Annotated in this window: 14 protein-coding genes and 1 other RNA gene; 9 read left to right on the top strand and 6 right to left on the bottom strand. The window is 34.9% G+C overall.

Annotated features, from left to right (window positions below):
- Nucleotides 1–111 precede the first annotated feature (111 nt).
- The 4 genes from AC3WSO_RS02725 (at nucleotide 112) to AC3WSO_RS02710 (ending at nucleotide 4,487) form a co-directional block, all read left to right on the top strand.
- Entirely contained in the window at nucleotides 112–801 is a 690-nt protein-coding gene (locus tag AC3WSO_RS02725) for a response regulator (RefSeq protein WP_492528505.1), read from the top strand.
- Nucleotides 798–1,778, top strand: coding sequence for a sensor histidine kinase (locus AC3WSO_RS02720; RefSeq protein ID WP_492528503.1), 981 nt, complete (start codon nucleotides 798–800; stop codon nucleotides 1,776–1,778). The genes AC3WSO_RS02725 and AC3WSO_RS02720 overlap by 4 nt, the downstream gene beginning before the upstream one ends.
- A gap of 113 nt (nucleotides 1,779–1,891) precedes the next feature.
- Nucleotides 1,892–2,653 (top strand): ABC transporter ATP-binding protein, encoded by a 762-nt coding sequence (locus AC3WSO_RS02715; RefSeq protein ID WP_492528501.1) that lies wholly within the window; start codon nucleotides 1,892–1,894, stop codon nucleotides 2,651–2,653.
- Nucleotides 2,643–4,487, top strand: coding sequence for an FtsX-like permease family protein (locus tag AC3WSO_RS02710; protein ID WP_492528499.1), 1,845 nt, complete (start codon nucleotides 2,643–2,645; stop codon nucleotides 4,485–4,487). Before AC3WSO_RS02715 ends, AC3WSO_RS02710 begins: the two co-directional genes overlap by 11 nt.
- 224 nt (nucleotides 4,488–4,711) lie before the next feature.
- On the opposite strand, the gene AC3WSO_RS02705 is transcribed toward AC3WSO_RS02710, so the two are convergent.
- Nucleotides 4,712–5,152: a hypothetical protein gene (locus AC3WSO_RS02705; protein ID WP_079563055.1), complete on the bottom strand. Its 441-nt coding sequence runs from the start codon at nucleotides 5,150–5,152 to the stop codon at nucleotides 4,712–4,714.
- Nucleotides 5,153–5,397: 245 nt separating this feature from the next.
- Between AC3WSO_RS02705 and AC3WSO_RS02700 the strand changes: the two genes are divergently transcribed.
- Both AC3WSO_RS02700 and AC3WSO_RS02695 read left to right on the top strand, forming a co-directional pair.
- Nucleotides 5,398–6,036, top strand: a complete 639-nt coding sequence (locus tag AC3WSO_RS02700) for a YfbR-like 5'-deoxynucleotidase (RefSeq protein WP_492528497.1) — start codon at nucleotides 5,398–5,400, stop codon at nucleotides 6,034–6,036.
- Nucleotides 6,037–6,139: 103 nt separating this feature from the next.
- Nucleotides 6,140–6,652, top strand: a complete 513-nt coding sequence (locus AC3WSO_RS02695; RefSeq protein WP_492528495.1) for a zf-HC2 domain-containing protein — start codon at nucleotides 6,140–6,142, stop codon at nucleotides 6,650–6,652.
- 130 nt (nucleotides 6,653–6,782) lie between these two features.
- Here the strand turns inward: AC3WSO_RS02695 and AC3WSO_RS02690 are convergent, their stop codons facing one another.
- Nucleotides 6,783–7,121, bottom strand: a complete 339-nt coding sequence (locus tag AC3WSO_RS02690) for a zinc ribbon domain-containing protein YjdM (protein ID WP_079563050.1) — start codon at nucleotides 7,119–7,121, stop codon at nucleotides 6,783–6,785.
- Nucleotides 7,122–7,368: 247 nt separating this feature from the next.
- Here AC3WSO_RS02690 and ssrS point away from each other — a divergent pair.
- Together ssrS and AC3WSO_RS02680 are read left to right on the top strand one after the other, a co-directional pair.
- Nucleotides 7,369–7,561: non-coding RNA, 6S RNA (ssrS, locus tag AC3WSO_RS02685), on the top strand.
- A 453-nt stretch (nucleotides 7,562–8,014) separates the two neighbouring features.
- The gene (locus tag AC3WSO_RS02680; RefSeq protein WP_492528493.1) at nucleotides 8,015–8,257 is read left to right on the top strand and encodes a DUF3923 family protein; all 243 of its coding nucleotides are present in this window, start codon (nucleotides 8,015–8,017) and stop codon (nucleotides 8,255–8,257) included.
- Between the two features lie 185 nt (nucleotides 8,258–8,442).
- On the opposite strand, the gene AC3WSO_RS02675 is transcribed toward AC3WSO_RS02680, so the two are convergent.
- Both AC3WSO_RS02675 and AC3WSO_RS02670 read right to left on the bottom strand, forming a co-directional pair.
- A complete protein-coding gene (locus AC3WSO_RS02675; RefSeq protein ID WP_492528491.1) occupies nucleotides 8,443–9,624 on the bottom strand; it encodes a NupC/NupG family nucleoside CNT transporter in 1,182 nt (393 codons plus the stop codon).
- Between the two features lie 353 nt (nucleotides 9,625–9,977).
- Nucleotides 9,978–10,484 (bottom strand): hypothetical protein, encoded by a 507-nt coding sequence (locus AC3WSO_RS02670; RefSeq protein ID WP_492528489.1) that lies wholly within the window; start codon nucleotides 10,482–10,484, stop codon nucleotides 9,978–9,980.
- A 266-nt stretch (nucleotides 10,485–10,750) separates the two neighbouring features.
- Here AC3WSO_RS02670 and AC3WSO_RS02665 point away from each other — a divergent pair, with 266 nt between their 5' ends.
- Entirely contained in the window at nucleotides 10,751–11,206 is a 456-nt protein-coding gene (locus tag AC3WSO_RS02665; RefSeq protein WP_492528487.1) for a hypothetical protein, read from the top strand.
- Between the two features lie 249 nt (nucleotides 11,207–11,455).
- Here AC3WSO_RS02665 and AC3WSO_RS02660 read toward each other — a convergent pair whose 3' ends face one another.
- Both AC3WSO_RS02660 and AC3WSO_RS02655 read right to left on the bottom strand, forming a co-directional pair.
- Nucleotides 11,456–11,869, bottom strand: a complete 414-nt coding sequence (locus AC3WSO_RS02660; RefSeq protein WP_492528485.1) for a VOC family protein — start codon at nucleotides 11,867–11,869, stop codon at nucleotides 11,456–11,458.
- Between the two features lie 120 nt (nucleotides 11,870–11,989).
- On the bottom strand, nucleotides 11,990–12,616 hold the full coding sequence (locus AC3WSO_RS02655; RefSeq protein WP_492528483.1) for a kinase: 627 nt from the start codon (nucleotides 12,614–12,616) through the stop codon (nucleotides 11,990–11,992).
- Nucleotides 12,617–12,665: the final 49 nt, after the last annotated feature.

The following is a 12,665-nucleotide window of genomic DNA, read 5'->3' as shown; positions in this document are numbered from 1 at the left end:
CCAAGGAGTCGCCCAGTCTCCACTTCAATCAACTTATTTACATGACATACGTTTTAAACAAATGTTATTCCCAACTTTCAGTGATGAGCAAAAAAAAGAAAGGTCGATACTATGTACAAAATTTACATAATAGAGGACGATATCAATATTTCAAAAATCATTGAGGAGCATTTATCAAAATATCAATTTGAATGCTATACCGTTCAACAATTTAATCAAATAGTAGAGGAATTTCAAGCAATTCAACCCCATCTCGTTGTTATGGACATTAACTTACCAACCTACGATGGGTACTTTTGGTCGCGCAAAATCCGTCAGCTATCCAACTGCCCTATTATTATTGTATCTGCTCGTGTCAATGAAATCGATCAAGTATATGGTATTGAAAATGGTGCGGATGATTTTATTACGAAGCCCTTCTCGCTAGATGTGCTTATGGCAAAGGTGAATGGTCTTATTCGTCGTACATACGGAGAATATGCTTCCTCCGATTCTAATTCAATCTCCATTGCAAATACAACATTAAATACTAATACAGTTCGCCTTTACACTGAAAAGTATGAGAGCCTACTAACATTAAAAGAGATGCAGCTTAGCACATTACTATTTGAATCTTACCCTAATGTTGTTCCTCGTCAAAAATTGTTAAGTGCTATTTGGGATGATGAATCCTTCGTTGAGGAAAACACTTTATCAGTTAATATTGGCCGATTGCGCAAAAAATTCGAAGCTATCCAATCTAGACTAGAAATTAAAACAATTCGCGGACTTGGTTATCAATTAGTGGAGGCAGAAGAATGAAGCTCTTCTTTCGAGATCATGTAAGTGTAATTATTCTTTATTGTGTAAGCTTTCTATTATTACCCTGGATTATTCATTCCCTGGATGATTTAGCTTCGCACTATCTTTACTTCATCTTTCTCGTGAGCTTCCTATTTACCGTTTGGTTGATTGGACGTTATTTTCGAAGAAGAAAGCTCTATACACATTTACAAAAGAGCACATTAACAGGGGATGATCTCTATCTGCATGAACCACAGGCTACAATGGAGCAAGCCTATAGCCAAAAACTACGACAAATGCAATATCTATACTTAACACAGCAGCAATATTTAGAGGAGCAAGGGAAAGAAAAACAGCTTGTACTTTCACATTTTGCCCATCAAATGAAAACGCCATTGTCGGTTATTCAACTGATGATCCAATCTAATGCAACTAACCAATCAGAGCATTTGCAAACAATTAATCAAGAATGCGATAAGCTGACGTTTACCTTGAATCAGCTACTAACGTATGAACGCACGTCCAATCTAGTGGCTGATTTAAAAATAGAAGCACTTTCATTAAAGGAGCTTACGAAGGAAGTTGTTAATGATTTAAAGGATTATTTCATCGCCAAAGAAATTTTTCCAAAAGTGACGATTGATGAACATACAATTATTTATTCAGATCGTAAATGGTTAAAGATTGTGCTTTATCAAATTATCAATAACGCCATTAAATATGCTGAGTCTGAAAGCTCTATTCAAATCATTGACGATGAAGCTACTTTACGCATTCAAAACTGTGGAGAAACAATTCCGGAGAGTGAAATTTCACGTGTCTTTGATTTATTTTATACAGGTATGAAAGGTAGAACGAGCGGTGAAGCAACAGGTATAGGCTTGTATTTAGTGAAAAAAATTTTAACTATATTAGAGCACCCTTTTACTTTACAATCCCATGAGGGCGTCACAACCTTTTCCATTGACTTTTCAAATAGCGTGAAAAAATCATGATTATAAGCCAATATGACAACTTTGTCATATTAACGTCATTTAACCAAATAGGTAAAATGCTGCTCCTTCTTTATACTTAAGCTATTCAATCGAAGTAAGGGAGTTGTTCAAAAATGGGAAGCTCAATCCTACAAGTAACCAATCTGCAAAAAGAATATATCGGCGAGATCACATATAAGGCTTTGAAAGGTATAGATTTTCAGCTTGGTGAGAACGAATTCGTAGCCGTTATGGGGCCTTCTGGAAGTGGAAAAACTACATTTTTAAATAGCGTGTCAACAATCGATCGCCCTACCGCTGGCGAAATTCTTATAAATAATAGAAATCCTTATTCTTTAGATGATGAAGAACTTGCAAAGTTCCGTCGTTCAGAATTAGGCTTTGTCTTTCAAGATTTTAATCTTGTTCACACATTAACCGTGAAAGAAAACATTTTATTACCGTTAACTTTAGATAGTTTACCTGCCGATAAAATGCAGCAACGACTTCAACATATAGCTCAGTTTCTTGGAATTGAAGAACTGCTTTCAAAACGAATTTATGAAATCTCTGGTGGGCAAAAACAGCGCGTAGCTATTGCTCGTGCGGTTATTCATGAACCGAGTTTATTGTTGGCAGATGAACCTACAGGAAATCTCGATTCAAAAGCAGTAAATGATGTCATGAATTTATTTAGTTCTATTCATACAGAACTTAAAACTTCCATTTTAATGGTGACACATGATCCTTATGTAGCAAGTTTCGCAAATCGTATTATATTCATTAAGGATGGTAAATTATATAACGAAATTCATCGTGGTCATAATCGTAAACAATTTTACCAGGAAATCATGGACACACTTGCTTTTTTAGGTGGTGGACAGCATGAGCTTTAATCATATCGTTGTTCAAAATATTTTACGTGATAAATGGACCTATGTTTCGTATTTCCTTAGCAGTATGTTCTCGATCATTATTTTCTTTCTATTTACAGTCATTGTATTTCATCCAAGTCTTGCAGGTTTAGATCCAGACTCAACACTTGGCCTTGCATTAATGTTAGCAAGTTTGCTCGTCTATTTGTTTTCATTTATCTATATCGCCTATTCCATCATGGCCTTTTTAAAGAAGAAAACAAAAACACTAGGTATTTTTATGATTACTGGTGCATCGATGAAACAAATTCGTAAGCTCGTTTTTCGAGAGAATATTTTAATCGGTAGCATGGCGATTATTACAGCTATTATTCTCGGGCTTGTCATTGCACCTCTCTTCTTAATGGGCGCCAAAGTTGTTTTAAAGGCAGAAGCTTTCGGTATGTATTTCCCTATTAAAGCAATCGTGATAACTATTGGCTTATTCGTTGTATTATTCGTTGTTATTTCAAAAGTAATGACAAGATTTATTAATAAAGAAGCTTCCATTCAACTATTAAAAAGTGATGTTGTTATCGAAAAGTCAATAAAATCACATTATCTTTTATTATTCATTAGCATTATGATTTCCATTAGTTTAGGCTATTTGTTAAAAATAGAACATGACATTGTAGGTAGTCTCGGTCTTATTTTCTATGTAGCGTTTTTCGTGAGTGTTCTTTGTACAATTTATTTAATCATCTCACAAGGAATGCGCTCCCTGCTAAAAGTTTTTGAGAAATCGTCAGCCTATATGAAACAAACGAATATGTTACTGGCTTCCAATCTCAATGCAAAAATGAAATCACATGCAAATATGCTATTTTTAATCACTATTTTATTAAGCGGTGTATTTTTATGTACAAGCATTTTATTTAGTTCTTACTATAATGTTGAAAAAGATAGTGAGGCGAATTATCCATACAGTTTTCAGTATATCGCCCCTCCTAAGGCTGATCCAAGTAAGATAGAAGCGGATATTGAAAGTATTGAAAAAAAATTATCTACAGTGGATTCACAAAAATTTTTTATTGAGTTTAAATCGAATGAAGATCAACGAATCGGTTATATGTCAGTTTCCGATTATAACTTGTTACACAACGAAAAGATTAGTTTAGGTGCAGATGAATTTATAGCAGTTGCTGGTAATCATAAAACATATCCTATTACGAATGTAAGTGACGACAAATATCTAAAGCTATTTAAGCTTGTATCAGTAAATGCAAAAAATCTATTAACAACAGGTTTCCAACAAACGTATTTTATTGTGCCTGTTGAAGTTTATAACAGCATCAGATATCCTGTCTACAAAACCTACTTATTTGAACTAGACAATTGGACGGCACATACAGAGTTGGCGAAAAAAATTATTGAGGATTTCCCACATATATATGAGGAACGTTATGTAACGTCAAAAATCGAATTATATGAGGCAGAGATGTTTACAAAAAGTGTTATGTTCTTTATCGGCTCTATGTTGAGCTTGATTTTCTTAAGTGCGGCTATGAGTATACTCTACTTCTATTTACAAACAACACTTCTTCAGGAAAAAGAAAAGTATGAAGGTATACGAAAACTTGGGCTATCTAAAAAAGAGTTACTCACAGTTGTTTCTAAGGAGTTGGCCATCCTTATATTTGTACCATTCGCGATAGCCATTACGATGTTATTCGCTACCTTGTTTGCCATGCGAGCAATGGTTTCAACAGCATTTTTACAGGTCTCTATGGTGAGCTCTTTATGCTTCTTTGCCCTGTTCTTCGTTAGTTATATATTTATTCGGAAAAGTTATTTCAAACGCTTGCTTAGCAATTGATGAAAAACAAAATCCAAGGATATCTTTGTAAATGTTATAGCGTATCAAATGAGGAGGATTTCCGTTCCAGGCTACTCGCTTTCCAGTGGGCGAGCGTCGAGCCACTTCCTCCGCTTGCGCTCCGTGCAGGGTCTCGCCTGTCTCGTGCATCTTATTTAATCGATATAATAGTTTATTAACAATATGAAAAAATCGCACTCCTCTCAGGGTGCGATTTTTATTCTTTACCAAAGCACAGGCTTTGCTACCATTAGCCATAACATGATTAGCAATAACAAAATGTACATCCATGCTTTGCGATGTAGCAGTGCAGCAAATTTTTGCTGGTCATAGGCAGGTGTGTTGAATGTCTGCAACGTTGGCTTGAACGCTCTTGCTAAAAAAACAATGGAGGCAAACATCACGAGGAATGTAAGAACAATCCACGAGGTACTCCAATGATAGCCGGCATGCCACATTAATAAAATACCGGATGCAACAAGAACATGCCCCGAATGCTTGACGATCGTAATTGCTCCTTTAAATGCCTCAATATAAGGCGACATTTCAACATGAGACGCTGTACGCATTTTCTTAACAATTGTTAGAACAACGAACAAAGGCCCAATCGAAAGAACAGCACTTAAAATATGTATGTAAAGAAGAATTGTATAAATTGAAATCATGTTGCGCACTCCCCTTTTCGCGGAATCGAAAAGGATTTCCTTGTGCTAGCACAAAGCCGATTCCGGACGCAATTATGTGAACACATAATTGAATCATTCCCCCTCATTATAGCATTCAACACAAGTTCGCTTTATCGCCAATTGTGAATCCTTTGTAAACGCAAATTGAATCATTGTAAAGTTGTTTGAAATTTGCACAAAGAGGGTATGGATTATAGTAACATGCACATATAGAACAAAAAGGAGTGATTTTTATAGGTATTCATCAATTTTTTACAAGTCTTAACGATTTAGAGCGTATTATTCGATGCCCTGGACGCTTCAAATTCGAAGAGCACAATGTGGCTGCTCACTCTTGGAAGGTGTCACAGTATGCGATGTTCTTTGCCACACTTGAGGAAATGAATGGAGCTACGATCAATTGGAAATCATTATATGAAAAAACCATCAATCACGACTTTGCTGAAGTATTTATCGGTGATATTAAAACTCCGGTAAAGCATGCAAGCCCAGAGCTTAAAAAAATGCTTGCACATGTGGAAGAAAAAATGATGGAAAAATTCATTATTGATGAGATTCCACATGAGTTTCAAGCTATCTTCATTGAGCGCATGAAAGAAGGTAAGGACAGCACTATAGAAGGCCGCCTACTTGAGTTTGCTGATAAGCTTGACCAATTTTATGAAGCTTTTGCGGAGCTAAAACGCGGAAACACAGATAAAGAATTTGTGTATATGTATCAATCTGCTCTTTCCAAGCTTTTAGCTATTCCACTTGAAGCTACGGTTCATTATTTCCGTACTGAGATTCTGAAGGATGCTGTGAAGGAAAAAACACATATTGATATTCAAGCTTTGACAAATGAAGTATTAACATCAAATTAAATAGGTGCATGTACAAGTTTTCCGAACGAATGAACTCGCGGAAGGCTTTTTTTATTTCCTCCAAAAAGTCGTATAATAGAAAGGAGCGATTGGAGGGAAGCTTTTGTCACAGGAATGTTCAATTGTAGAGGATTTATTACCTTTGTATAAGAAACAAGCGCTCCAAGCAACTACTATCCAATTTGTCGAACACCATTTAGCTAATTGTGAGCATTGTCAGCAGCTCGATACTTCAAAGCAAGCACTAGGCTATCATTTACTAATGAAAAGAACGGTAACATTTTTCCATCTTGTTTTTATCGTACTATCCTTTATGTTTGCCATTAACTCTTCTTTACTTGGCAATCAAACAAGCTTTGTTGTATCGTACGCAATTTTTGGCTGTCTTACTTATTTCTTTTACAAAAATATTTGGATTGTTTTTGCCATCAGCTCTGTACCTGTTTTTGTATGGGCCATTATTGACAATATCAATAACCCACTCTATGTCACCTACTACTCATTCGCAGAAATCGGTACACTGTTGATTGGAGCTAGCTACATAGCACTTTTACATACTATTTTCGCACTAATCGGTTCTGCTTTTGCAATTTTATTTCGTAAGTTTAAAAGATAATGTTCCACCTTGCAGAAAGAAGTTGTCTCAATGACAACTTCCTATATCTAGAAATAAAAAAAGAGTCGATTTAGAATGCCCTTCCAACATTAAGTTGGAGCGATTCATTTCACGACTCTTTTTGTAGTAATTATGCTTTTTTAACGAACTCTGACTTTAATTTCATTGCACCAAAGCCATCGATTTTACAATCAATATTGTGATCGCCTTCAACGAGACGAATGCTTTTCACCTTTGTCCCAATTTTTAATGTTGAAGAACTACCCTTAACTTTTAAATCCTTAATAACTGTAACAGAATCGCCGTCCGCAAGTAGATTGCCATTAGCATCCTTTACGATTAGCGTATCTGCCTCCTGCTCCGTTCCATCAGTGCTCCACTCATGTGCACATTCTGGACATACAAAGTTTGTTCCATCCTCATATGTGTATTCAGAATTACATTTCGGACAATTTGGATAAGCTGCCATTTCTGCTTCCTCCCTTTACTTTTTTTCTAGGTAAACCCTATATATGCCCCTTTATCTTACATACTTCGCCCTACTAAGTAAAGGTTGTTCGTATTTTTCGTTCGCATTTGTGAATAAAGTATGAATCGGTTTCATGTTTTTGGAGATATTTCATTTTGAAAACGTTTGAATTGGGACACTCGCCCATTGACTTTTTTGTACAAACCATCTTACTTGCAAGTTCGTTTAACATGCCTTATTATATCCTTAAAGGCTGCATTGTTCGTACAATATTAAGTTTTAACCTTTAAGCTGTAAAAGGGAGTTTTATTATTGGAGTTGGAATGACGGGCCTCACACCATGGTGCATGAGGATAAGCAGGAAAGCTTCTGCGAACACCCACTTTGAGGAGTGGTGGTTTAAAACTTTCTATAATAACTACGGCATACGCGGCTTTTTAATTTAATCATACAGCCACAAGGCTTTGAAGTATCTCTCATAGTGAAAACTATGGGAGATTTTTTTATGGGGAATTTATTGGAGGCATTATAACAAGAAGCTTTTTTAATACAGCAACAAGGCTTTTGACGAATCACCCTTCATATTGGAGGGTGATTTTTTTATCAACATGAGCTGATAATGGTTATCTGTTTTTTGTTCATTTAATTAGTCATTGATTTTTATGAATTATAAGGAAATCAGTCTTGAGGCTGAGATATCATACCGCCTAAAGTTTGTTCCCTACAAAAAGGGAAAGTGTTACAATTATACCATTAAAGGAGAAGCATTAATTGGAGCATTTAAATTTATCAACAAAAGTTAGGGATAACTTTTATTAATCAGCGTGTTGGTTTTAGAATGATTATGGGTCTTCGTTCGACTCTAGAATAGAAAGGAGATATTTATTTTGGGTATGAAAATATGGTGGGCCCTAAATATTGTATGGCTATTCATTTTTGCTGCTGGGGCATTATTTGTTGGGTTAAGAACAGTTGATTCTGCAGGGGTAGTTCAAACTCCTGAACTTAAAATGGTAGCATTCATTATTTTGGGTATTGTATTTTTATTCGTCGTACTATTCCAACTAATACTACTCATATTTATCCATTTTATTCGAAAAGGTTCCACTAATACTTCAACAAAACGACTATCTTAACAACGGAGGTCTTTGTAGTTTTCTAAGTCACTTTAAAGTGGCTTTTTTTTATATGGTAGAAGTTAAAATACCTCATGTCGTTGGACCGATTTAGCCATCCATGATTGCAATAGCCACTCACTTTAATCATAAAAAACTGCATTCCAATAGATGTGTCTATCCATTGGAATGCAGTTCAATTTTTATTAGATTACGATACCTACAATTGTAGCCGTTAAAATACTAACGAGTGTTGCTCCATACAACAACTTTAAACCAAAACGAGCAACTATATCCCCTTGTCTTACGTTCAAGCCTTTTACCGCTCCAGCAAGAATACCGATAGATGCAAAGTTTGCAAAGGATACAAGGAAGACTGAAATAATACCTACTGTATGTGCACTCATAGACTTCGCTGCTTCTCCAAGGCTTGTCATTGCAACAAATTCATTTGTTACTAATTTAGTCGCCATAATTCCTCCGGCAGTAATAGCCTCCGCCCAAGGTACACCCATTAAGAAAGCGATTGGTGCAAAGATATAACCTAAAATATCTTGGAAGGATATACCTAAAATCATATCAAATAGTGAATTGATTAAATCCATTAATGCTACGAAACCGATTAGCATAGCTCCAACAATGATGGCTACTTTAAAGCCATCCATGATATATTCTCCAAGCATTTGGAAGAAAGTTTGCTTATGCTCATTTTCAATTTTTAAAATATCTTCGTTTTCTTCTACTGTATACGGATTAATAATTGAAACAATAATAAATCCGCCAAACAAGTTCAATACAATCGCCGTTACAACATATTTCGGTTCAATCATCGTCATATATGCACCAACAACTGACATAGAAACTGTTGACATTGCAGATGCGCATAATGTATACATTCGCTGTGGACTAATTTTATCTAATTGCTTTTTTACAGTAATGAATACTTCAGATTGACCTACCATTGCAGACGCAACAGCATTATACGATTCCAATTTCCCCATGCCATTTACTTTACTTAAAAGTAAACCTATCCATTTCATGAAGAAAGGGAGAATTTTAAAATGCTGTAAGATCCCTATCAATGCAGATATAAATACAATTGGTAATAACACATTTAAGAAGAAGGAATACTCCCCTTCATTTGCTAAACCACCAAAAACAAAAGTTATGCCCGTACTTGCGTAAGACAATAATTGATCAAATACTTTTGTAAATCCTTTAATTAGAACATAACCAAACTTTGTATTTAACAGTATTGCTGCAAATAAAAATTGGATGATCAACATAATAATTATGTTTTTATATTTTATTTCTTTTCTGTTTTTACTCATTAACAGAGCTAAAACAAAAACAAGTAGCAATCCACAAATGGATATTAAGTAATTCATGAGTTCCTCCAATATTGATAATTTTTAGGATTAGATATCCGAAACTACAAAGACATATTTTTGCTCATTATGCTCCGTTATTGACACTTAAATAACAGCCATAAATCTAAAACCGTTAGTATGTAGTTAGACGTCAGACAAATAACTTCACTATACCATTGTTTTCACTAGCAATTCAATAGTTAAAAGAAAAAAACTCTGCGAAAAGTGTATACGCTTACACGATCGCTTTATAAAAAAAGACCATCATGTCTGATGGTCTCCGCTTACTACAAGTTTTTGTAAAATTAATTCAAATTATACTGATTTAAATGAACTTACGAAGATAAATTATCACCCATAAATCCTTCAATTTATTTTATAAGTATATGTGATCTTTTTCGGCTATTCATTAAGATACTTAGTTGTTCATTTTTTATATAATTCAATGCTTGTCGAGTAGATTCAATAAGTGGTTCATCACCTTTAAATTCTCTTAACGTTAATGTTTCTTTAAAGCATTTTTCTGCCTCTGCAATTTCTCCTAATTCTAACAAACACTTTCCTTTATGTTGCATGGCAAAGTCCATATATAACATATTATTGTTTACCTTACATTTATCTAAAACATCGTTGAAGATTTCCAATGCTTCCATTGGATGACCGTTATATTTAATTGCCTCCCCTAGACGTATTAATGACACGATTTCTCGATTGCTATCTTTCTGGTCGCAGGCAATTATAATGCATTCCGATAAAATATTAATGGCTTTTTGTGGTTCTCCGTAAATTCTATAAAAGTTCCCCAGCGTTCCCATTAGAAAATATTTCTTATCTTCACTTTTTGTATTTGCAAGTAAATTTTCAGCAATGTCTATCATTTCTTTTAATCTAAACGGATTAGAAGTTTTTCACGAAGATACTCATTGTTATCAAAATAAATTATTTCGCTTATTGTCAAAAGACAGTTTTTAAACTCTGAAAAGTTCATTTTTGAATACCTCCAATTGTTTTTTCTGCTCTTTATCGTGAACCGCATTTAAAACGAGGATGTAACTCCATGTTAATCTTGAAAAAAGCTATCTTCTTTTTGTATAATTCCCCTCCATTTTGCGCATATATGGTAGTAACAAGGGAGGTTATTACATTGAAAAAGTTATTTTATTTATTTTTACTAGCCACACTTTTATTATCAGCTTGCGGGAAAAATACTGCTCCAAAGGAAGTTGCTGTCGATAAAAATACTTCAGTTGAAGATATAGTAGGAGCTATCGTTAAAAACAAATTCTCTGTGGAAGAAAAGAATGGCACCGTATCAATCTCTATACAGGATACTGATGTGAAAAAAGGTATGAAAAATCAAATGCTAAAGGATTCCACTAAAATATTTGCTGAGCTGTCTAAGCTACCTAGTGTTAAAACTCCATCTATTAGCTGGTCTGCTCCGTTAACAGAACCAAATGGGAACAAATCTATGAATGAATTATTAAATATTTACTTTAGTGAGGAAGATTTTAAAAAGACTAATTGGGCAAACTATACCCAGCTAGATATTGAATCTACTGCTACTCATTATCATCAAGAGGCTTCTTTAGGACAATAGAGCATTTCAAGACAAGATACCCCATTGTGTATACGCGAAGGGGTATCTTTTCAATTGCTTCAAACAAAGATTTTTGTAATAAATTTCCTATCAAACACCTTTTCTACCCTTCCCTATTAAATGCCGCATTTCAATACCACTCAGGGTATAAAAGTTAGAAAATTTGTACCTCCTTCTTCGCTTTCGGTACTTAAAACATTTGCACCTGCCGCTTCGCTTTCGGTACTTAAAACATTTGCTGAAAAGAATTTAAATCCCCTCTGTGTTCATTAACACTAGACGCCAGCCATCGGGATCTTCAATTGTGACGCCTTTTTCAGCCCAATATCTATTTTCTGGCTCTACCTCAGGATAGCCCATTTGTAATAAGCGTTCGGCAATACGCTGTATGATTGAGTGCTTTGGAATATATAGTACGAGCAAATTATCCTTTGTTGGTGCTGGGCAAGGACTTCCTTCAATATGCTCTATAAACTCCAAATGATAACTGGCATTCGGAAGACCAATCATGATGCCAGTGTAGCCTCGATGTCCTGAAAAAGAGCCTATTTTTTCTAACCCTACACCTTCACAATAAAACTCTTCAATTTCCTTTATTTTATCAGTCGGTCTTGCTACACGTACCTGTGCCACCTGTAATTCATCTGACCATTGTTGTCTCATAGTTAATTTTCTCCTTTTCCATCATTGTATAATGGCAAAATAGAGCTAGAGAACAGCCAATAGTCTGAAAAATCACAATCAACATTTATGCTCTTCAGAAATACCCGCGAAGCGACAATTCTACTTTATAAAATCACAAATTTTATCTGCAGCTGCTAATGGATTTTCTTTTTCTAAATAATACTCCTCGGCTGGCCAATATCTTCTTTGATACTTATTTAGCCGTCCTTGAAAATCTCCAAGATAGGTATCCCTTTGTAACACTCTTTCCTCTCGAACTGTTCGAGGGATGTCTAGAAATAAACGATAATCATAAAAGTTCTTCCATTCATGTCTTAAAAGGAATACTCCCTCGATCACAAGAATACTATTCGTTTCTAATTTTATTTTTCTATCGTTAACGGTATCTGATGATTGATTATAAAATGGTAGTTGGAATTGTAACTTGTTTTTATGCAATGGTAACAACATACTATTTCTAATCAATTCAACATCCCATTGTAAATAATAGTATTCATACCATTCTGCATGGCCAGTATCATAACGTTTATTGCTTTCTACGATATAATTATCTATATGGATTAATTCTACAGCACAAATCGATTGTAGCTCCTTCGCCAGTTTGTTAGCTACAGTGGACTTGCCTGCACCACCTAATCCATCAATCGCAACAATGAACGGTCTCTCTTTTATAGACCTATCTCTAAATTGCTTTATAATATCGCATTTCAGCTCATGTATATCCATTTATTATTACTCCTAATAAAAAATAACCAGCTCTATCAAAGAACTGGTT

Source organism: Lysinibacillus sp. EB106-09-02-XG168 (genome assembly GCF_058791475.1).
Note: the sequence above shows the minus strand (reverse complement) of the source record. Positions and strands in the feature narration are given on the sequence as shown.

What these genes read in the sequence shown, in the direction of transcription:
- AC3WSO_RS02715 (WP_492528501.1), top strand. Translation starts at nt 1,892, where the DNA reads ATGGGAAGCTCAATCCTACAAGTAACCAATCTGCAAAAAGAATATATC.
- AC3WSO_RS02720 (WP_492528503.1), top strand. Translation starts at nt 798, where the DNA reads ATGAAGCTCTTCTTTCGAGATCATGTAAGTGTAATTATTCTTTATTGT.
- AC3WSO_RS02680 (WP_492528493.1), top strand. Translation starts at nt 8,015, where the DNA reads ATGAAAATATGGTGGGCCCTAAATATTGTATGGCTATTCATTTTTGCT.
- AC3WSO_RS02655 (WP_492528483.1), bottom strand. Translation starts at nt 12,616, where the DNA reads ATGGATATACATGAGCTGAAATGCGATATTATAAAGCAATTTAGAGAT.
- AC3WSO_RS02690 (WP_079563050.1), bottom strand. Translation starts at nt 7,121, where the DNA reads ATGGCAGCTTATCCAAATTGTCCGAAATGTAATTCTGAATACACATAT.
- AC3WSO_RS02675 (WP_492528491.1), bottom strand. Translation starts at nt 9,624, where the DNA reads ATGAATTACTTAATATCCATTTGTGGATTGCTACTTGTTTTTGTTTTA.
- AC3WSO_RS02660 (WP_492528485.1), bottom strand. Translation starts at nt 11,869, where the DNA reads ATGAGACAACAATGGTCAGATGAATTACAGGTGGCACAGGTACGTGTA.
- AC3WSO_RS02725 (WP_492528505.1), top strand. Translation starts at nt 112, where the DNA reads ATGTACAAAATTTACATAATAGAGGACGATATCAATATTTCAAAAATC.
- AC3WSO_RS02670 (WP_492528489.1), bottom strand. Translation starts at nt 10,484, where the DNA reads ATGATAGACATTGCTGAAAATTTACTTGCAAATACAAAAAGTGAAGAT.
- AC3WSO_RS02705 (WP_079563055.1), bottom strand. Translation starts at nt 5,152, where the DNA reads ATGATTTCAATTTATACAATTCTTCTTTACATACATATTTTAAGTGCT.
- AC3WSO_RS02710 (WP_492528499.1), top strand. Translation starts at nt 2,643, where the DNA reads ATGAGCTTTAATCATATCGTTGTTCAAAATATTTTACGTGATAAATGG.